Origin of the sequence: Alcanivorax sp. UBA3183, from assembly GCF_002364155.1 — a bacterium.
GTDB classification, from domain to species: domain Bacteria; phylum Pseudomonadota; class Gammaproteobacteria; order Pseudomonadales; family Alcanivoracaceae; genus Alcanivorax; species Alcanivorax jadensis.
Window position 1 is genome coordinate 71,943 of sequence record NZ_DEXN01000039.1, and the last position, 19,277, is coordinate 91,219.

Below are 19,277 nucleotides of genomic sequence, written 5' to 3' on the forward strand. Positions count from 1 at the left end.
GCTTTGCTCGCAAAGCGAAGGGCCCCGATCACCGCGCCGGGCCCGCCGAGGGGCTTTCGCCATGCAAGCATGGCTCCAACGGAGCTAACCGGGAGAGAGGGGCAGCCGCGTGTCACACGCAGGACACACCCGCGTGCGATGTAAAGCAGCCTCCTCGCTACTTCTTCGGCTTGACGTACAGCACCAGCGAGTGGTCCATGATTTCGTAGCCGTGCTCCTCGGCAATGGCGTGCTGGCGCTTCTCGATCACATCATCCATGAACTCGATCACCTGGCCGGTTTCCATGCACACCATATGGTCATGATGGTCCTCGTCTGCCAGCTCGAAAACGGCAGAGCCACCCTCGAAGTTGTGGCGCAACACCATGCCCGCCTGCTCGAACTGAGTCAGCACACGGTAAACGGTGGCCAGCCCCACATCCTCGCCGGCGTCCATCAGCGACTTGTAGATGTCTTCGGCGCTCAGGTGGCGCTCTTCAGACTTCTCCAGTTGCTGCAGGATTTTCACCCGCGGCAGGGTCACTTTAAGGCCCGCTTTTCTGAGATCCTGATTATCCAATGCGTATGCTCCAATTTGCCAAAAGGTGGCGATGCCCCTGAATTCGTGACTTCACTGAGGCGCCTGATGCAAGTCTTTGCCGCCACAGAGGATTTTTTTCAGTCGATCGCATCCCTGATACGACCCCCTTCAGAAAACCCTCTGTGGCAACCAATCCCTACGCCATGCATCCACGCTGAAGTCACCGTTTCAGGGCGATATGAAAAAAGCGGGAAACTTGTACCGCTACTGCAAGTCTGTATTATCGCCCGAACACTTAGTGAAGTCGAAAAACCATGCCACGAATTCTAGCCGTCCTCAGTCTGACAGCCCTGCTCGCCACCACTGGCTGCAGCTCCTTGCGCTTTCCCGGCGTCTACCGGATCGATATTCCGCAGGGCAACTTCGTCACCGAGGAAATGCTCGGCGAGCTCCAGCCCGGCATGAGCCCGGAGCAGGTTCGCTACGTGCTTGGGGCCCCCACTCTGGTGGACCCGTTCACCCCTGACAAATGGTTTTATCTGATGACCTACCGCCCCGGCAAGGGCGACAACGTCAGTCAGCAGATTGTGCTGCACTTCGAAAATGGCAGCTACAGCCGCCATGAAGGCGAAGTGATCGAGGACTTCCGCAAGAAAACCAGCTCGCAGCAAGACCGCGAATTGCTGCGCAAACTGGACCAACGCAAGCAGGAAGAAACCACCCCCGAGCCAGCCCCTGCTACCCAGCAATCGGCGCCAGATCCGGAAACGCTGCCTCAGGAACCGACCGACCCAGGCCAACCAGCAGCCTGATCCGCACCATCAGCGGGCCTTTTCTGCCGCCCGCTTCTTGCGATTGAGCTTCGGGTCCGCCTGCAGCGGGCGGTAGATCTCCACCCGCTCGCCGGGCTTCAGCACCTGGCCGGCCGGATTGGCCACCACCTTGCCGAAAATCCCCATGGGCGCCTTGTCCAGCACCAGCCCTTCGAACTGCTCTTCGATACCGGACAGCTTTGCCGCCTCCAGCATGGTAGTACCTTCCGGTACATCCAGGCCGATCAGACGCTGCTTGTCCGGCAGCGCATAGGTCACTTCCACATGAATACGCGCATCACCTGCCATCAAGGGGACTCCTGCTCCACGGGCACCTTAGTGCCACCCTCTTGCGGCAGCGGCGCGGCAGTATCCTGCTGCGCCGGCGCATCGCTGGTAACCGCATCCACCTGTTCCTGAGCCGGCGCCTCTGCAGCCTGAGCCTCCTCTTCTGGGGCGAAGGTCGCCCAGATGGAATAGACAAACAGCGCAATCACCGCCACCGGTGAAAAAATCCGCACCAATGCCCGCCATACCAGATAGAGCTTGAAGTTCTGCATGGCCAGTTCCTTGCGCGCCTGGGTTTCCTTCATCACCCACCCCGCAAAGATAGCAATCAGCAGCCCGCCCAGGGGCAACATTACCGTGGTGGACAGGAATTCCATATTGTCGAAGAAAGTCCCCACCAGGAAGGTGTGATCCTTCCATACGTTAAAGGACAGCACCGAGCCGACACCCAGCAGCCAGGCCCCCAGGCCCACCACCAGTGCCGCCATCGGGCGCTTCAAGCCCCGCTCTACCAGCCAGGCCACCACCGGCTCGCCGAGACTGATGGACGAGCTCCAGGCGGCACATACCACCAGCACAAAGAACAGGGAACCGACCAACAGGCCACCCGGCATCTGACCGAAGGCCAGCGGCAGGGTCACAAACATCATCCCCGGGCCCTGACTCACTTCCAGGCCGTTTGAGAACAACAGCGGGAACATGGCCACACCGGCGCCCAGTGCCACCAGGGTATCGAGCAGCGCAATGATCGCTACGGTCGACATGATCGACACCGGTCGGCTGCGCCCGGTCTTCTTGTCCTTCACCGTTTTGGGCATATACGCCCCATAGGCCATGATCGCGCCCATGCCCAGACTCAGGGTAAAGAAGGCCTGCCCCACGGCCACGATGATTGCCTTGCCGGTCAACTTGGAGAAATCAAAGGCAAACAGGAAGCTAATCCCCTCCTTGAAACCCGGCGTGGTCGCCGCGTAACCCACCAATACCAGCAGCAGCACGAACAACAGCGGCATCAGAATCTGCACCGCCTTTTCCAGTCCACCTTTCACGCCCCGGGCCACCACCACCATGGTCAGCACCATAAAGAGCGTGTGGTAACCCAGCAGCAATCCGGGGTTGGCCAGCATATCGTTGAAATGGGCTTCCGACTGGGTCGCGGTAATACCTTCAAAAACGCCGCGCACCGCCTCCCAGGCGTAATACAACGCCCAGCTGGCCACTGCCGAGTAAAACGACAGAATCAGAAACGCCGACAGCGCGCCCAGATAGCCGATGCCCGCCCAACGCTGGGTCACCTTGCTGTCCGCCGCCACCTTGCGCATGGAATTGATCGGGCTCAGCCCACCCTTGCGGCCCAGCATCACCTCTGCCGCCATGATGGGAATGCCCACCACCGCAATACACAGCAGGTACAGCAACACAAAGGCACCACCGCCGTTCTCGCCGGTGATATACGGGAAACGCCAGATGTTACCCAGCCCCACGGCCGACCCGGTCGCCGCCAGAATAAACACCCAACGGCTGGCCCACATGCCATGGACCGGCTTGATCTCTTGCTTCATAACAGGATTACCCTCGTTAGCGTGGCGCTATTGTCTTTTTTTTAACTGGGCGGCTCAAGTAAGCCCAATGCACAACTCACCGTCGTCCTGACAGACAAAGCCCTGTCAGCCGCGAAACGCATGCTCTATAATCGTTCGCCTATGGGAAACGCCAAGAAAAAAGCCAAAGCGCCGTCGGCCACCATTGCGCAAAACCGCAAGGCACGCCACGAATATCATCTGGAAGAGCACTTCGAAGCCGGCCTGGTCCTGGAAGGCTGGGAGGCGAAGTCACTGCGTGCCGGTAAAGGCAACCTGACCGAGGCCTACGTCCTGCTCAAGGATGGGGAAGCCTTTCTGTTCGGTGCTCGCTTCGAGCCCCTGATCGCCGCCAGTACCCACGTCAACCCGGATCCGGTGCGCACACGCAAGCTGCTGCTGCATCGCAGCGAACTGGGACGTATCTTTGGTGGCGTACAGAAAGAGGGCTACACCTGCGTACCGGTGAGCCTGTACTGGAAGAAAGGGTTCGCCAAGTGCGATATCGCCCTGGCCAAGGGTAAGCAGAAGTTTGATAAGCGCGCTACTGAGAAGGAGCGCGACTGGAACCGTCAGAAGCAGCGTCTGATGCGGCAGGGCAGCTAACCCGGGTTAACGGGCCGCCCCCTGCACGCGTGACACTGTCTTCAGACTGTACCGGTTGGCGCTACACCGACTGATGGGTGTTCACGTCCTGAGCCCGGCTGTCGCCGCGCAGCTGCCAGTAAAACTGCAGCCAGGCGCGCAGCACCGCAGGCAGGAAGTAAACGGCGAACAGAATCACCGGAAGACGTGCCTCCGGAGTCGCCATATCCACCAGGTACACACCACCTGCATACGCAGCCAGCGCGAATACCAGTTGCAACGCTCTGTAGAGCAGCGGCTGAGCCTTCAAAGGCGACAGTGCCTTCTCGGAAACTTGCCCTGCTGACCGAAAGATCGTGTTCATCGACTTTCTCCTTTAATGAACGACAATGCTTTGATCAGCGGCCTTTATATAACGTCTATTTCAAGGCTCGCTGTAAAGCCATTGTGTGATACACAATTTCGAGCTGGATGTTCCATGGTGGCTTGTGGCTACCTGAGCATCACTCGCTCAACCTCACCATCGGCCAATGACACAGTGCCGTGATGACACCTGTATAGTGCGCTTGAAAAATGACAAAACAAGTATTCCGGGTCTGATTGTCAGACAGTGTTCGGGTATTAAAGTAACACTTTTCACAATCTGGTTACATTTAGAACATGATTCATGGCGCTTACCCCCACAACATGTCCGATCCGGAACAGCCCCGGCCCCACTTGTGAATCGACTTCCCTGCCCCCATCACCTACAATGAACCCATCACAGGGGCCGACCTGGATTCGACGCCGGTACTGAATTCTGTGGTGCATGCCGAGAAGGTCACGAGTCTCGTAAATCATTTGTGGCACATTAAAGCAATCGCTAACGACGATTCTTACGCACTAGCAGCTTAAACCCTGCTTATCGCCAATCGACCCTGCCTGTGGGGAAGAGCGGCGAGCATCGCAACACAGGCTCGCAGCAAAGTCCGCCCCGGATGGCGCTGTTAAAACTCTTAGGGGCCCGGCTTTCACGTCCTGCCAGTTGGGTTGTGAAGGCTTAAATCAATAAACTTGGCTAAGCATGTAGATCTGCAGATGGATTGCTGACGGACGCGGGTTCGATTCCCGCCGGCTCCACCAAACAGCAAATAAGAAGGGCCACCCCGATGGGGTGGCCCTTTTTTGTGTCGCCTAGAAATGACGGGGCTACCTACCGCATGCGCCTATGACCAAACCCTATTAACCGCTTTAATTCCGACGCCTCTCAGCCTTAAGCTAGCGAGTAGATTGGCAGCCATGGCGAGCGCTTCGGTTTCTGCCCTACGAACAGCAAGCCAGCAACGCTTGCCCGTCCAATTCCTGACAAACAGTCCACCTGTCCACCGACGCTTAAAGGAGCGCCTGCCCCTATGATTCTGGCCACTGCCGCTATCGCTTTTGGTTTGTTGCTGTTGGTGTGGAGCGCCAACCGCTTTGTGGAAGGCTCCGCCTCCACCGCCTCGCATTTCGGCATGCCGCCGCTGTTGATCGGCATGGTGGTCGTTGGTTTCGGTACCTCCGCGCCTGAGATGGTGGTGTCCGCGCTGGCAGCTTCGCAGGGCAATCCGGGCATCGCCCTGGGGAATGCCTACGGCTCGAACATCACCAACATTGCCCTGATCCTGGGGATTACCGCGCTGATCAGTCCCATCGCGGTGCATTCGCAGGTGCTGCGCAAGGAGCTGCCCATCCTTGCGCTGGTCACCGGCCTGGCCGCGTGGCAGTTACTGGACGGCGAAATCACACGGTTTGATGCGCTGGTGCTGCTCGGTGTGTTCGGCGCGCTGATGGCCTGGACGATCTGGCAGGGGATGAAGAAGAAAGAGGATGCACTGGCCAGCGAGATAGAACAGGAACTGGACGTGCTGGCCATGCCCCTGCGGCGGGCCATTTTCTGGCTGGTGGCCGGGCTGGTGCTGCTGATTGTCAGCTCCCGCGTGCTGGTCTGGGGGGCAGTAGAAATTGCCCATGGGTTTGGGGTCAGCGATCTGATTATCGGCCTGACCATTATCGCGGTGGGCACGTCGCTACCGGAGCTGGCATCGTCGATCATTGCCGCCAGAAAGGGCGAGCACGATATCGCTCTCGGCAATATCCTGGGTTCCAACCTGTTCAACACCCTTGCCGTGGTGGGGATCGCCGGCACCATTCAGCCATTGGCGGTAGGGCCCGAGGTCTTCAGTCGGGACATGCTGGTCATGGCGGCGCTGACTCTGTCGTTATTCGTGATCGGTTACGGGTTCCGGGGGCAAGGACGCATCAACCGCATTGAGGGCACCTTGCTGCTGGCTGCTTACGTTGGCTATACCCTTTACTTGCTCAGTACGGTATTCGGCCAACCGTGATCGCCACATTCGGCTTGCCGATGGCGAGCCGAACCAGCGACCGTAAATCGGACGCATGGCTACTTTCACCAGCCAATAACGGGCGACACCGTTATTGGCTTTGATTCCAGCTACCCCTGCCCTTAAGCTGATCTGAAAACCACCATGCAGGGATAACAATAATGAAACTCACCGCCCTTACCCCACCCCTGCAAGCTCTCCACGATTCCTCCGATGATATTCTGCTGGTATCGCTGATCAGTAGTGACGGCATGCCGGTGGTGCATATTGGTGAGGGGCTGGATTACGACGAGCAGAGCGCGCTTTTCTTCGAGATGAAAAAAGCCTGTGACAGGGTACTCGACGGGTTACGGCTGGGGCACAGCGAAGAAATTTTCATCCGCTGCCGGGAGGGATGCATCTGTATCTGGCCAGTGAACGATATGGTGTTTGCCTGTATGGCACGACCATCGGTGAACTCCCAGCACATGCAGATGCTCGCCTGGAAAACCGTATCGGCACTGGGAGGACTGGTTTAGTCCTTCACTCACCCTGCCTTCACGCCCAGATCACAAAATGCTTCCTGCCCAGCAAACACGCTGCCTCCGCCCCCCTGAATTGTCTTCAGCGCAACAAAAAAACACAGCCATTGCATAGAGAGATACACCCGTACTAATTAGGGTCAGAACACGACTTTTGGAGGGATCTTCATGCAGAGAAAAACAGGTATTAGCGCCCTGCTGGCGGCGCTACTGGGTGGCAGTGTGCTCAGCCCCGTGTGGGCAGATGACTCACCGTCTTTTGCCCAACAGACACAGAATGAGGTCATCGACAATCAATACATCGTGACCCTGGCCCCGGACATTATTCGGCGCCTTGGTGTCACAGACCTGACCACGGCCATTCGCACCCTGCTGGCCACGGTGGGTGGCGGCGAAGTGCTTTATACCTACCAGCATGCGCTCACTGGCATGACAGTGCGGCTAACCGATCTGCAGGCCACCTTACTGGGGCAGCTGCCCGGTGTGATCGGCCTGGAACCGGACCGTCGGGTGCAGGCCATCGCTACCCAGGCAAATGCCACCTGGGGTCTGGACCGGGTGGATCAGCCGGCCCTGCCGCTGGATGGCAGCTACCAGTACCCCAACAGCGCCGGCAACGATGTCACCGTCTATGTGATCGACACCGGTCTGCGCGCCAGCCATAACGAATTCAGCGGACGGGTCAGCCCCGGCCGTAACTTCGTCAGCAGTGGCGGTGGTTTCCTGTTTGGCGGTGGCAGCGTCGACCCGGCCAATACCAACGACTGTAATGGCCACGGCACCCATGTGGCTGGCACGGCCACTGGCACCGTTTACGGTGTGGCCAAGCAGGCACAAATTGCTCCCGTGCGAGTCCTCGACTGTAACGGTAGCGGCAGCAACTCCGGCGTGATTGCCGGGGTGGACTGGGTGGCGGGCAATCACCGCAAACCCGCCGTGGCGAATATGTCTTTGGGTGGCGGCAGCTCCAGCGCCCTGGATACGGCCGTGCGCAATGCGGTCTCCGCAGGGGTGAGCATGGTGGTGGCCGCCGGCAACGATAACACCAACGCCTGTAACGGCTCCCCCAACCGGGTCGCAGAGGCCCTGACCGTCGGGGCCACCACCCGCACCGACCAGCGCTCGTCGTTCTCCAATTTCGGCGCCTGTGTGGACCTGTTTGCTCCGGGTAGCGACATTACTTCAGCCTGGTTTCAATCCGACACCCAGACCGCGCGCCTGAATGGCACCTCCATGGCAGCCCCGCATGCCGCCGGTGCAGCAGCGGTGTATCTGGCAACGAATCCCAGCGCCAGCCCTGAGCAGGTGTTCGCGGCATTGGTCGATGGCAGTGCCGCCGGCATGATCAACAATGCCGGCAGCCAGTCGCCCAACCGCCTGTTGCAGGTAGCTGAGGACGACGGCGGCACAGTGACGGATCGTTTGCCCACGGCCGCCTTTACGGCCCAGTGTAGCGGCACCATCTGCCAGTTCGATGCCAGCGGCAGCAGCGATGATATTGGCGTAGCCGCCTGGGACTGGGCCCTGGGCGACGGCAATGTGGCCAGCGGCGAACAGATCAGTCATGACTACGGTACCGCGGGCAACTTTACCGTGACGCTGACCGTCACCGACACCGCCAACCAGACCGCCAGTATCGACAAGAGCGTGATCAGCGAAGACACCAGCAACCCCTGCCCGGAGTGCACCCGCTATGAAGGCAATCTGGGCAATGGCAGCTCCGTAACCTTGCCTTCCGGTGGCTTCAGCTACGGTGGAGGTAATGTGGAGGCCTACTTGTACAGCCCTGCCGGTGGCGCCTTCTCACTGGCCCTGGAGCAACGTAGCTGCTTCCTCTTTTTCGGCTGTCGGTGGTCCCAGGTGGGTAGTGCGCAACCGCAAAATGGTGTGGCAGAGCTGAACGGCTCGGTGGGCAGCGGCACCTACCGCTGGCGAGTCACAGCGCAAAGCGGCTCCGGCGCTTATACGCTGTTGGCAAACCCGCGTTAAACACGCCTTGCCCTGAAACGAAAAACCACCGCTTGCGGTGGTTTTTTCGTTTCAAGGGGGAGGGGGCTTGGAGAAGAAGGCGACAGACGTTAACCGATTCCGGTTACATCGTTATCGCGTTTCCTCAATCGCGAATAGCTCCTCGCCTTGTCAAAACAGGGACAACTGAGACGTGTCCGGCTTGCTGGCACGGCGCGAGCGGTGACGCCGACTACCGTGACGCTGGTTGACCATCCGGCTCTCGTCCCGGAAACCTGCCTGTTGGCGGGCCTGTGCCAGGCGCTGGCGGGCTTCGCGCACCGCTGTCTCAAAACACACCAATGGCGCCGGATAATCCTGACCGATTACCACCCCGGCATCCCGTTGCTGACGCGGGCCCATCTGCCAGGGCTGGTGAATCCAGGTGGACGATACCCGATTCAGCTCTGGCACCCAGCGGCGGATAAAACTGCCATCCGGGTCCAGCTTGCGGGCCTGCAAGGTGGGGTTGTACATGCGCAGCGCATTGATACCGGTGACACCGGCCTGCATCTGCACCTGAGGGAAATGAATGCCCGGCTCGTAATCCACAAACAGGCGCGCCAGGTGCAGTGCCGGTTCACGCCAGTGCAGCCAGAGCGGGTAACAGGCCATGGAGACCAACATGGCGCGCATGCGGAAGTTGATCCAGCCATGGTGATGCAGATAACGCATGGCCGCATCCACCAGCGGCCAGCCGGTGTGACCGCTTTGCCAGGCCGACAACCACTGCAGGTTGCCCGGTTCGTCGCGCAGGTTGCGCAACAGCGGGTGCACACTGCAGGTCTCCATGGAGACCTGGTCTTCCAGTTTCTGGATGAAATGGCAGTGCCACCAGAGGCGCGATTCGAAGGCGGACAGGCCGGCCCGCAGGGCCGGGTCATCTTCCTGCTCCAACGCCTCCCAGGTCTCCTGCACGACCCGGCGCAGGCTCAGACAACCCCAGGCCAGATAGGGGCTGATGCGCGCCCCGCAGTGTTCGGCTTTCTGCGGCGCACTGATGCCGCCGCGATAACCCCGCGCCCGCCGCTCCAGAAAACTTTGCCAGACCGGTTCCGCCGTATCGGTGCCGCCATGCTGACGCCCCGAGCAATCGGACTGGTCTGCACCACGGGCGGTGTGCAGGTGCGGCCAGGGATCGGCGGGGGCCGCCGCCTGAATAGTGGACGGCAGTGTGGCCAGAGGCCCGGTCATGAAATTCTGCCAATGTGCTCCCCAGTGATCCCGGTCCAGACAGGGACGCTGGACGCCGAAGGGGGCTTCCTCATGCCAGGGCACCCTCTGCTCCCGGCACCACTGCTTCACGGCCCGGTCGCGGGCATAGGTCCAGGCGCCGCCGTATTCCTCATGACTGTGCAGCACCATGTCACCAAAGCGTTGTTGCAGGCCCGCCAGCACGCTGACTGCCTCCCCTTCCACCACCCACAGCGGCAACCCCAGCCGGGCCAGTTGGCCGCGTAAATCACGCAGGCTTTCCGCCACAAAACGCCACTGTCGCAGGCTGGTGTCCGGCTGCTGCCAGTAACCGGGCTCCAGGATATACAGAGGCAGCACCGGGCCCTGCCGGCAGGCGAGGGCCAGCGGGCCGTGATCGTGCGCGCGCAGGTCGCGCTTGAACCAGACCACTTGCAGCGTCATGCCAGTTTCAGGTCCGCAGCTGGAAGCGGCAGCATGGCTGCCGGGTAATCCGTGAGCGGATCATCCTGTCCAAAGCTGAAATGCAGGGACAGGCACTGACGGGCAGACAGTGCGCGCAAGGCGGGCAACCAGTAATGCAGATGCTCGCCCTCGGGATCGTAGTGCTGGCACTGGCGGGTAGGGCTGAAGCGACGGCCGCCACGGGCATCGTGCCCCACGCCGGCGATGTAGGCCCAGTTGCCCCAGTTGGAGGCCACATCATCGTCGACCAGGTAGTGCTGAAACCAGCGGGCACCCCGTCGCCAATCCAGCCCCATGTCGTGCACCCAGAAGCTGGCCAGGTTCTGCCGCCCCCGGTTGGAGGCATAGCCGGTGGCCATCAGTTCGCGCAGGTTGGCGTCGATAAAGGGCAGACCGGTGTTGGCCTGACACCAACGCTGCCAGTATTCACGGGCCAGTGACGTTGCCGGTTCCGGTCGCCGCGGCGCCTGGTCATTGAGCCCGGCATAGTGAAACACCCGGGCACCGTGTTCTCGCAGCGACCAGTGGTAAAACTCCCGCCACAGCAATTCCACCCGCAGCCATTCACTGCCCGGGTTGGCGCCATGACCGGCTTCGTAGTCGAGAATACGCTGCCAGACCCGCCTTACAGAGAGATTCCCCCAGGCCAGGAAGGCGCTCAAACGGCTGGAATAATGCTCCCCGATCAGCCGGTTCCGGGTCTGCTTGTAGTGGTCCACGCTGCGGGTCTCAAACAGGTAATGATCCAGCCATTGCAGGCCCGCCTGCTCTCCACCGTGCAGGGAAAAGTAGTCCTGGGAATTGCGCTGCCAGTGCTGGCCGCGTTTCGCCAAAAGCTCACGGGCAAGCTCGGCGAAGGGAGGCGTGGGTAATGACTGGGCGGCGGTAAGGGACGGCGGCGGACCGTCCGGCTGGGACACCGGCACACCATCGCGACTATCCACCTTGCGCCGAAAACGGCTGAAGGTGGCCGGGAAAGATCCCTCCCAGGGCAAGGCGTCGGCGGCAAGCAGGGTCTGGGTCTCTTCCTCGATAACCCGGATACCGGCCTGTCGCAACGCGGCAATCATGGCGGCCTCTTCCGGGGCCTGGGCCGCCGCCGTTATCACCTGTAAAGGCTGCCGGGCGTGCCAGTGGCTCAGCAGCGTTACCGGCTCCGCCCGCAGGCACTGCAGGGCCAGACCGCGTTGCGTCAACTGCGCCTGCAAGTCGTTGAGGCTTTCCAGTAAAAACGCTGACTTGGCCGGCCCCAGCCGGTCCATGCCATCCGCATCCGCTTGCAACCAGTGGTCGGGCAACAGATACAGCCCCAGCACCGGCCGAGAGAGGCTTGCCGCCCGCTGCAGCAGCGGCTGATCCGCCACGCGTAGATCCTGCCGGAACCAGACCACGGTAATCATTGCGCTCTCCCCTGGCGGCGACAGCGTTCACTGCAGTACACCACCTGCTCCCAGTGCCGCGCCCATTTGCGACGCCAGCTGAAGGGCCGCTGACAGACCGGACAGGTCTTCTGCGGCAGCGCCGCCTTGTTGCCCTTCCAGCCGCTGCTCACAGGGCCTCCGGATCCGCCAGCAACTGTTCCGCCCGACCCAGCATGGCGTTGACCTTGGCCGGATCCATGCGATCCAGGTTGCGATAGATCATCCGCATGCGGTGGTTGTGCTGGAACTGGCCGCGATGACGATGAATGAAATGCCAGTAGAGGCTGTTGAATGGGCAGCTGTCATCGTCACTGGCGGTTTTGACGTTGTACTGGCAGTGCTTGCAGTAGTCCGACATGCGATTGATGTAACTGCCGGACGCCGCATAGGGCTTGCTGCCCAGGTAGCCGCCATCGGCATGCATCACCATGCCCAGGGTGTTGGGCAGCTCTACCCAGTCGAAGGCATCCGCATACACCTCCAGGTACCACTGGCAAATGGCTTCCGGCAGCACCCCCAGCAGCAGGGCAAAATTGCCGGTGACCATCAACCGCTGGATGTGATGGGCATAGGCGTGGTCCAGGGTATTGCGCAAGGCCTCGGACATGCAGTGCATGCGGGTGTTGCCGCTCCAGTAATAACCGGGCAACGGCCGCTGATTGTTGAGGCGGTTTTCCGTGGCGTAATCCGGCATCAGCAGCCAGTAGATACCCCGCACATATTCCCGCCAGCCCAGTATCTGGCGAATAAACCCTTCCACCGCATTAAGCGGCGCCAGACCATCCCACCAGGCCTGCTCAGCGGCTTGGCAGACCGCCAGCGGGTCCAGCAAACCGATGTTCAGGTAGGGCGACAGCAGGCTGTGGAACAGGGTGTCCTCTCCGGTGACCATGGCATCCTGAAAATCGCCAAAGTGCGGGAGTCGTTGTTCAATGAAGTGCGCCAGTGCCTGCTGCGCCTGGGCGGCGGTGGTGCCCCAGCGAAAATCCGTCAGGTTGCCGATGTGCTCCGGGAACTGCTGCTCGACCAGCGCCAGCACGTCCTTGTCGATGGCATCGCGCGGGAAAGAAAGGTCCAGGGGCAAGGGCACGTCCCCCTTGTACGCCTTGCGGTTGCTGGCGTCGAAATTCCACTGCCCGCCCACCGGCTCATCCCCTTCCATGAGCAGGCCGGTGTGGCGGCGCATTTCCCGGTAGAAGAACTCCATGCGCAGCTGCTTCTTGCCGCTGGCCCAGCGCCGGAAGAAGGCCGGGGAGCAAAGGAATCGACTGTCTTCCAGACAGGTGACGGGGCAGGATAACTGTCTGGGCCACTGCTCATCGATCTGCTGCTGCAGACGGTATTCGCCACAGTGGGTAACCACCAGCTCCTCGGCCTGCTCACAGAGCGGGCCCAGCACCTCAGGCAGGCTGCCATGGTCATGCTCACCATAGGCAAAGTAATCCAGGTGCCAGCCGGCCTCGCGCAGGTCTGCGGCGAAGTGGCGCATGGCGCTGAAGATAAAGGCAATCTTCTGCTTGTGGTGGCCCACGTAGGTAGCCTCGGCGGGCACCTCCGCCATCACCAGCCGGTCGCGCGTTTTATCCAGCGCCTGCAACGTGGGCAAGGCCAGGCTGAGCTGGTCACCCAGAATGATTCCGACTTTCACGACCTCTCCCGCAACATCTGAAAGCTCAAGAATGCCGTCAGGGGAGTGGCCGCCGGGTGAAGGAACCCGACCCGGGAGCTGCACAAGTGAAAGGCGGATGACAGCCTGGCGCCGGTCACCTTGGGCAAGGAGTAACCCCTCATTGTTGGCGTCTTGGGAACAGGGAGACAACAAGCCCTGCCGGACTCAAGCGTCCCGATTCACCAGCCGCAGTTGCCGCCCCTGGAGCAGCGAGGATTCCACCAGTTGCTCGAACAGCATGGTCAGTGGTTGCGGGCGACCGATGGCGTAGCCCTGCACAAAGTCCACACCGGCCTCCTCCAGCACCGGAATCATGGCAATGTCCTCCACATACTCCGCCACGGTTTTCACACCCAGCCGGTGGGCCACTCCGCTGATGGATTCGACAATGGTGCGGTCCACGCTGGAATAGAGCAGGTTGCGCACGAAGCTGCCATCGATCTTGATGAAGTCCACCTGGAAATGCTTGAGATAATTGAACGAGCTGAAGCCACTGCCAAAGTCATCCAGCGCCACCTTGCTGCCCTTCTGGCGAATCCGCGCCAGCAATTCGCTGGCACTGGACAGCTGATTGACCACGGTGGTTTCGGTGATCTCGAAGGTAAGCCGCTCGGGCGCTACGGTAGTGTGATCAAGCAGTTCCTCCAGAAACGGAATAAAGGTGGGATCATCCAGGGAGGTGGCTGACAGATTGATCGCCAGATGCAGGTTAGGCAGGGCTGCCAATTCTTCGCTGAGCGTAACCAGCACCTGAGTGAGCACCCAGCGATCGATGTGCGGCATCATCTGGTAGCGTTCCGCCGCGGGGATAAAGGCACCGGGGTTGAGAATGTCGCCGTTGCGGTCACGCAGGCGCAACAGGATTTCGTAATGGGAGGCCTCCGTTTCCCCGCCGATAGGGCGGATTTCCTGGGCATAGAGCAGAAAGCGATTCGACTCCAGAGACTCGCGCAGACCCGCGGCCATCTGCAGCTCCAGGTGCCGGCGAGAGGCTTCGCTGTCATCCGGGGTGTACACCGAAACCCGGTTACGCCCCCGATGTTTGGCGGCGTAGCAGGCCACGTCTGCCCGACTCATGGCCTCTTCCACGCTGATCAGATTGCCATCCAGCTGCACCAGACCGACGCTGGCACCGATATCGTAGAGGGAATCCTTCCAGGCAAAACGGATGTCTCCCAGGGCCGCGATCAGTCGTTCGGCAATCTGCACGGCCTTGTCCGACGGGCAGCTACGTAGCAACAGGCCGAATTCGTCTCCTCCCAACCGGGCCACCACATCCCCGTCGCGAATCTGACGGCCTATGACCCGGGCGCATTCGCGCAACAGGGCATCGCCGGCCACATGACCGGCGGTATCGTTGACTACCTTGAAACGATCCAGATCGATAAAGCACAACACGCTATGCTCGGCGATGCCTTCATCCAGTGTCTGCTGCAGGGTGTTTTCAAATTCGCGCCGGTTGGTCAGGCCGGTCAGCGCATCATGGGTGGCGTGATAGCGCAGCTTCTTCTGCATGGCCCGGCGGGCGCTCACATCACGAAACACCATCACCGCCCCTCTCACGTCACCGTCGGCGGTTTTCACCGGGGCTGCCGAATCCTGGATTTCATAGCGACTGCCATCGCGGCTCAGCAGAAAACAGTCCTCGCGCAAAAAGCACATGTCGCCACCGCGCAGGGCCACAGCAATGGGATTGGTAGGTGTTGGCCGCCCCTCTTCATCACTGAGCTGCAACACCGTATCCACCGGCGTACCCTCGGCATCCCTTTCCCGCCAGCCAGTTAGCGATTCCGCCACCGGATTCATAAAGGTAATCCGCCCGCCTTGATCCGTGGCGATAACCCCGTCGGCAATGGAATTCAGTGTTACCCGCAGGCTTTCCTTCTCGTGGGCCAGTGAGTGCTGCATGGTCCGTTCTGCGGTCACATCCCAGTTGGTTCCCACCATCAGGGGCACTTTATCGGGGCCGACCAGGGTGGTCTCGGCACGGGCGCGGATATAGCGCTCTTCGCCATCCGGGGTGAGGATGCGGAATTCCCCGTCCAGCTCGCCGGGAGCGTCCATCACCTGTTGCAGCCTGGGGCGCAGCTGAGCCAGGTCGTCCGGGTGAATGCGGTCGTACCAGATTTTCAGAGTGCCATCGCCCTCCTGCCCGGGTTGGACCCCGTACATCTCGTAGATGCGCTCATCCCAGTTCAGCTGGCCGGTGACGGTGTTGTACTGCCAGATCCCCACGCCTCCGGCAGACAGGGCCAGTTGCAGCTGGTGACGGCTTTCCGCCAGGGCATGCTCGGCGTCCTTCGCGGCCTGGATATCCTCGCACTGAACAATCAGATAGCGAACGTTACCCTCTTCACTGACACCGGCAATGGACAGGCGCACCCAGACCAACTCGCCGGCTTTGGTGACATAGCGCTTTTCCAGCCGAAGGCTATCCACGCGGCCTGCCAGTAACGCCCCCAGCTGCTGAAGATCCTCCTGCAGGTCATCCGGGTAGATCATTTGCTGGAAGGAACTCGCCAGTAGCTCTTCTTCCTGGTAGCCACTCAGACGGCACAGGGCCCGATTCACCGCCAACCAGCGCCCATCCGGGCCCATCAGCGCCATGGCAATCGGCGAACACTCCATGGTCAGCCTGAAACGTTTTTCCCGCTCCGCCAGGGCCGCTCGCCCGGCTCGTTCACGGCGGAAAAGAATAACCGCCAGGGCCACTACCCCCACGGCTGCCCCAATCAGCAAAGCCTGCATGGTTCACGTCCATTGTTGATTATTATGATTCCTGATCACCTGTTCACTTTTTGAACTGCCCAGCCCTTACTTGCCAGCGCCACCTGACAAAACCGGAACTTTCACCGACAATTGGGTGACTATCAGAGGGCCTCCCGCCCCAACATTCGCCCGCGGCTTGCCAATCGCTTTCCGCAAAAGGAGTATCGCCGACCCGGCTGTGCAGACCATGACGCTCCGATACCGTGCCCTACAATGCCTCGCCCTGCTGTTTGTGGCCTTTGCCCTGTCCCAGCTCTGGTATCTGGGTCAAGTGCTGCGCCTGCAACACCAGAATCCGGAGGCCAGCGCCTATATGCAGCGGGCCAAGGCTCAGGGGCAGGTGCAACAGTACTGGCGGGACTACGATCAGATCAGCGATTACCTGAAGCGCGCGGTACTGATTTCCGAGGATGCCCAGTTCACCAATCACAGCGGTTTTGACTGGCAGGGCATCCGTTACGCCCTGCAGCGCAACATGGAAGCGGGCAAGCCGGTGGCCGGTGGCTCCACCATCACCCAGCAACTGGCCAAGAACCTGTATCTTTCCGGCGCCCGCAGTTATACCCGCAAGGTTCAGGAAGCCATGATCGCGTTGATGCTGGAAATCGGCCTGAGCAAACGCCGCATTCTGGAGCTGTATCTGAATGTGGCCCAGTGGGGCCACCAGATTTACGGTGCCGAAGCCGCCGCCCGGCACTATTTTAAGGTCAGCGCCGCCGAACTCAGCATCGTCCAGGCGTCGCAACTGGCGGCCATGCTGCCGCGCCCCAATTATTATGATTTCAAGGGCCCGACCGATTATGTACAACAACGGGCCAACTGGATTCAGGAGCAAATGGCACTGGTGCGCATCCCCGATCCCGGGAACCTGCCGCTGCCATCCCCGTCTGAACCTGACCCTCTCCAAGGAAACACGCAATGAAGCAGTTTGTAGTACTTTGCCTGACCGGTCTGGCCCTGCTGGGCTGTAGCGACAATGACAGCAGCACTCCGCCGATCTCGTCACCGGCCACCGGTGACACCAGTAACCCGCTGGTAGGCGCCTGGCAAAACGGCGAACAGACACTGGTACTGGAAGAAAACGGCGATTTCTACCTGCCCGCCGACAACCAGCGCCAGGGCCTGACCTGGGAAAACCAGGATGGCACCTTCACCTTCCGCTATCTGGATAATAGCCGGCTGGCAGTGGAAACCCAGAGTGCCAGTGGCGAGCAACAGCAGGACACACTCAGCCTCAGCCCCTCCACCCCCTCTACCGGGGAAGAAGAGCAAACCGACAGCCCTCTGTTCACCGGCGACTATCAACGCGCCAACGACGCCGTCGGTCATCTCAGCGGCAAGGTGGAACTCCCCGAGGATAGCGAACTGCCCGACAAGGCGGTGCTGACCGTATCCCTGCTCACCAGCAACGACGAGGCGGTGATCCGCCGCCTGATCCCCCTGACCAGCGATGCTCTCAGCCAGCCCTTCCGGCTGTATTACCCGGCCAGCGCAGTGAATGCAGATAGCGACTATCAGGTGCGCAGCCAGATCCTTGCCGACGGCGGCCTGTTCTTCGAGTCCGAACCCACGCCGCTGGTCGTCACCCGGGGCCAGTTTGCCGATATCACCCTGCCCCTCAGTGCGGTAATGACCGCCAGCGAAACCCTGCGCGGCGCCCTGGTATACCAGTACGGCACCACCAGCCTGATCCTCTGCAACAGCGATCGCCGCCTGCAACTGGCCGGCCCCCAGCGCGACGACCTGATCGACGCCTATGAAGCCGCCCGCGAGTATCCGCTGCAGCCACGCGTGGCCACCATCAGTGGCCTGCTGCGCAAGGTGCCCGGCGAACAGGAAGGCAGCACCCAGAGTGGCATCATCGTGGAAAGCTTTTCCCTGGAAAGCGGCTATGACGACTGCCGCCTGCCCAGCGCAGAGCTGACCAATACCCGCTGGCAGCTCAGTGCGCTCGGTGACAAGACGCTTGATGCGAGCAGTAAACAACAGCCCTACCTGACCCTGGACAGTGAAGGCAACGTGCATGGCAATGCCGGTTGCAACGGCCTCAACGGCAGCTATCAACTCAATAACGACAGCCTCTCCTTCGGCGCCATCGCGACTACCCGTAAGGCGTGCCCGGACATGACAGGAGAACAGGCCTTTTTGCAGGCGTTGAAAGCGACCAATGGTTTCCGCATCGACGGCGAGTTGCTGACCCTGTTCGATGACAACAATCAGTCGCTGGCCGGTTTCCAGGCCATCGCGCTGTAACCGCCCGCTGAGTCCTGGAGGGAAAGACCATGCGCATCCATTACCTGTCCCATGTGCCGTTCGAACAACTAGGGGCCATGGACGCCTGGTTCCGGGAGCGCGACGCCACCATCAGCCAGTCGCTGCTGTTTCAGGGTGACCCACTCCCTGACACCGGCGAGTTTGATGTACTGGTGGTCATGGGCGGCCCCATGGGGGCCGATGATGATGACAGCCATGCCTGGATGACCCCGGAAAAAGCACTGATACGCGACAGCATCGCCGCCGGCAAAAAAGTACTGGGTATCTGTCTTGGCGCCCAACTGATTGCCCGGGTGCTGGGCGCCCCGGTAACCGCCAACCCGGACCGGGAAATCGGCTGGTTTCCGGTCTACCCCACCAGTGCCGGCAAATCCGACAGCATCGGCAAACTGTTTGCCGGCGCCCCGCCGGTGCTGCACTGGCACGGCGACACCTTTGCCATTGCTGACGGCGCCGTACATCTGCTGGAAAGCAAAGGCTGCCCCAATCAGGCATTTCGTTACGGGGATAATGTGCTGGGCTTACAGTTTCACCTGGAGCTGCAGGCCGACAATGCCGCCGCCCTGTGCGATGCCTGCCCGGAGGATCTGGCAGACGGCCCCTGGGTAGAACCCCGCGACAGCATGCTTGCCGACAAACAACGGTTTGAGGATGCCCGGCAGTTACTGGGGCGAGTGTTGAGCACCTTTCTGCGCTAGAGCATTAATTGATAATTGAGAATGGATAATTGATAACTGTCGCGAGACAGCAATCCATGCTCAGAAACGCACGAGGCCGCGCCCATACGATGGACGCGGCCTCTTTGC

General features: G+C 60.7%; 17 protein-coding genes and 1 other RNA gene. 9 read left to right on the forward strand and 9 right to left on the reverse strand.

The genetic code is table 11. The features are described from left to right. Nucleotides 1–157: 157 nt before the first annotated feature. Complete coding sequence (fur, locus tag B3Q33_RS12255; protein ID WP_035248394.1) at nt 158–559, reverse strand: ferric iron uptake transcriptional regulator; 402 nt, start codon at nt 557–559, stop codon at nt 158–160. 275 nt (nt 560–834) lie between these two features. Between fur and B3Q33_RS12260 the strand changes: the two genes are divergently transcribed. Next, nucleotides 835–1,332, forward strand: a complete 498-nt coding sequence (locus B3Q33_RS12260) for an outer membrane protein assembly factor BamE (protein WP_272963389.1) — start codon at nt 835–837, stop codon at nt 1,330–1,332. Between the two features lie 9 nt (nt 1,333–1,341). Here B3Q33_RS12260 and B3Q33_RS12265 read toward each other — a convergent pair whose 3' ends face one another. After that, nucleotides 1,342–1,641 (reverse strand): RnfH family protein, encoded by a 300-nt coding sequence (locus tag B3Q33_RS12265; RefSeq protein ID WP_035248393.1) that lies wholly within the window; start codon nt 1,639–1,641, stop codon nt 1,342–1,344. After that, entirely contained in the window at nt 1,641–3,182 is a 1,542-nt protein-coding gene (locus tag B3Q33_RS12270; RefSeq protein ID WP_272963390.1) for a sodium-dependent transporter, read from the reverse strand. Before B3Q33_RS12270 ends, B3Q33_RS12265 begins: the two co-directional genes overlap by 1 nt. Nucleotides 3,183–3,323: 141 nt before the next feature. Between B3Q33_RS12270 and smpB the strand changes: the two genes are divergently transcribed. After that, nucleotides 3,324–3,806: an SsrA-binding protein SmpB gene (smpB, locus tag B3Q33_RS12275; RefSeq protein ID WP_035248392.1), complete on the forward strand. Its 483-nt coding sequence runs from the start codon at nt 3,324–3,326 to the stop codon at nt 3,804–3,806. A gap of 61 nt (nt 3,807–3,867) precedes the next feature. On the opposite strand, the gene B3Q33_RS12280 is transcribed toward smpB, so the two are convergent. After that, complete coding sequence (locus tag B3Q33_RS12280) at nt 3,868–4,149, reverse strand: hypothetical protein (protein ID WP_035248390.1); 282 nt, start codon at nt 4,147–4,149, stop codon at nt 3,868–3,870. 401 nt (nt 4,150–4,550) lie between these two features. Between B3Q33_RS12280 and ssrA the strand changes: the two genes are divergently transcribed. The 4 genes from ssrA (at nt 4,551) to B3Q33_RS12300 (ending at nt 8,661) form a co-directional block, all read left to right on the forward strand. Then, nucleotides 4,551–4,907: a transfer-messenger RNA gene (gene ssrA, locus B3Q33_RS12285) on the forward strand. Nucleotides 4,908–5,176: 269 nt separating this feature from the next. Beyond that, entirely contained in the window at nt 5,177–6,151 is a 975-nt protein-coding gene (locus tag B3Q33_RS12290; RefSeq protein ID WP_272963391.1) for a calcium/sodium antiporter, read from the forward strand. 161 nt (nt 6,152–6,312) lie between these two features. After that, nucleotides 6,313–6,669, forward strand: coding sequence for a roadblock/LC7 domain-containing protein (locus tag B3Q33_RS12295; protein ID WP_272963392.1), 357 nt, complete (start codon nt 6,313–6,315; stop codon nt 6,667–6,669). Nucleotides 6,670–6,840: 171 nt separating this feature from the next. After that, nucleotides 6,841–8,661: a S8 family serine peptidase gene (locus B3Q33_RS12300; protein WP_272963393.1), complete on the forward strand. Its 1,821-nt coding sequence runs from the start codon at nt 6,841–6,843 to the stop codon at nt 8,659–8,661. A 150-nt stretch (nt 8,662–8,811) separates the two neighbouring features. On the opposite strand, the gene B3Q33_RS12305 is transcribed toward B3Q33_RS12300, so the two are convergent. The 5 genes from B3Q33_RS12305 to B3Q33_RS12325 all read right to left on the reverse strand — a co-directional run bounded on the left by B3Q33_RS12305 (nt 8,812) and on the right by B3Q33_RS12325 (nt 16,176). Then, nucleotides 8,812–10,317: an FAD-binding domain-containing protein gene (locus B3Q33_RS12305; RefSeq protein ID WP_272963394.1), complete on the reverse strand. Its 1,506-nt coding sequence runs from the start codon at nt 10,315–10,317 to the stop codon at nt 8,812–8,814. Next, on the reverse strand, nt 10,314–11,738 hold the full coding sequence (locus tag B3Q33_RS12310; RefSeq protein ID WP_272963395.1) for a DASH family cryptochrome: 1,425 nt from the start codon (nt 11,736–11,738) through the stop codon (nt 10,314–10,316). Before B3Q33_RS12310 ends, B3Q33_RS12305 begins: the two co-directional genes overlap by 4 nt. Next, nucleotides 11,735–11,890, reverse strand: coding sequence for a DUF2256 domain-containing protein (locus tag B3Q33_RS12315; RefSeq protein WP_272963396.1), 156 nt, complete (start codon nt 11,888–11,890; stop codon nt 11,735–11,737). The genes B3Q33_RS12310 and B3Q33_RS12315 overlap by 4 nt, the downstream gene beginning before the upstream one ends. Then, nucleotides 11,887–13,407 carry a cryptochrome/photolyase family protein gene (locus B3Q33_RS12320; RefSeq protein ID WP_272963397.1) on the reverse strand — a complete coding sequence of 507 codons (1,521 nt, stop codon included), beginning with the start codon at nt 13,405–13,407 and terminating at the stop codon, nt 11,887–11,889. Before B3Q33_RS12320 ends, B3Q33_RS12315 begins: the two co-directional genes overlap by 4 nt. Before the next feature lie 186 nt (nt 13,408–13,593). Beyond that, a complete protein-coding gene (locus tag B3Q33_RS12325; protein WP_272974753.1) occupies nt 13,594–16,176 on the reverse strand; it encodes an EAL domain-containing protein in 2,583 nt (860 codons plus the stop codon). Nucleotides 16,177–16,384: 208 nt separating this feature from the next. Between B3Q33_RS12325 and mtgA the strand changes: the two genes are divergently transcribed. The 3 genes from mtgA to B3Q33_RS12340 are packed head-to-tail and all read left to right on the forward strand — an operon-like array spanning nt 16,385 to nt 19,169. Beyond that, nucleotides 16,385–17,119 (forward strand): monofunctional biosynthetic peptidoglycan transglycosylase, encoded by a 735-nt coding sequence (gene mtgA / locus B3Q33_RS12330; protein ID WP_272963399.1) that lies wholly within the window; start codon nt 16,385–16,387, stop codon nt 17,117–17,119. Next, a complete protein-coding gene (locus tag B3Q33_RS12335; RefSeq protein WP_272963400.1) occupies nt 17,116–18,450 on the forward strand; it encodes an META domain-containing protein in 1,335 nt (444 codons plus the stop codon). Before mtgA ends, B3Q33_RS12335 begins: the two co-directional genes overlap by 4 nt. A gap of 29 nt (nt 18,451–18,479) precedes the next feature. Beyond that, nucleotides 18,480–19,169: a type 1 glutamine amidotransferase gene (locus tag B3Q33_RS12340; RefSeq protein ID WP_272963401.1), complete on the forward strand. Its 690-nt coding sequence runs from the start codon at nt 18,480–18,482 to the stop codon at nt 19,167–19,169. The last annotated feature ends 108 nt before the right edge of the window (nt 19,170–19,277 follow it).

Bases quoted from the DNA above. Each gene is read 5' to 3' on its own strand.
- B3Q33_RS12290 (WP_272963391.1), top strand. From the start codon at position 5,177: ATGATTCTGGCCACTGCCGCTATCGCTTTTGGTTTGTTGCTGTTGGTG.
- B3Q33_RS12305 (WP_272963394.1), bottom strand. From the start codon at position 10,317: ATGACGCTGCAAGTGGTCTGGTTCAAGCGCGACCTGCGCGCGCACGAT.
- B3Q33_RS12265 (WP_035248393.1), bottom strand. From the start codon at position 1,641: ATGGCAGGTGATGCGCGTATTCATGTGGAAGTGACCTATGCGCTGCCG.
- B3Q33_RS12300 (WP_272963393.1), top strand. From the start codon at position 6,841: ATGCAGAGAAAAACAGGTATTAGCGCCCTGCTGGCGGCGCTACTGGGT.
- mtgA (WP_272963399.1), top strand. From the start codon at position 16,385: ATGACGCTCCGATACCGTGCCCTACAATGCCTCGCCCTGCTGTTTGTG.
- B3Q33_RS12280 (WP_035248390.1), bottom strand. From the start codon at position 4,149: ATGAACACGATCTTTCGGTCAGCAGGGCAAGTTTCCGAGAAGGCACTG.
- B3Q33_RS12310 (WP_272963395.1), bottom strand. From the start codon at position 11,738: ATGATTACCGTGGTCTGGTTCCGGCAGGATCTACGCGTGGCGGATCAG.
- smpB (WP_035248392.1), top strand. From the start codon at position 3,324: ATGGGAAACGCCAAGAAAAAAGCCAAAGCGCCGTCGGCCACCATTGCG.
- B3Q33_RS12340 (WP_272963401.1), top strand. From the start codon at position 18,480: ATGCGCATCCATTACCTGTCCCATGTGCCGTTCGAACAACTAGGGGCC.
- B3Q33_RS12270 (WP_272963390.1), bottom strand. From the start codon at position 3,182: ATGAAGCAAGAGATCAAGCCGGTCCATGGCATGTGGGCCAGCCGTTGG.
- B3Q33_RS12295 (WP_272963392.1), top strand. From the start codon at position 6,313: ATGAAACTCACCGCCCTTACCCCACCCCTGCAAGCTCTCCACGATTCC.
- B3Q33_RS12325 (WP_272974753.1), bottom strand. From the start codon at position 16,176: ATGCAGGCTTTGCTGATTGGGGCAGCCGTGGGGGTAGTGGCCCTGGCG.
- B3Q33_RS12260 (WP_272963389.1), top strand. From the start codon at position 835: ATGCCACGAATTCTAGCCGTCCTCAGTCTGACAGCCCTGCTCGCCACC.
- B3Q33_RS12335 (WP_272963400.1), top strand. From the start codon at position 17,116: ATGAAGCAGTTTGTAGTACTTTGCCTGACCGGTCTGGCCCTGCTGGGC.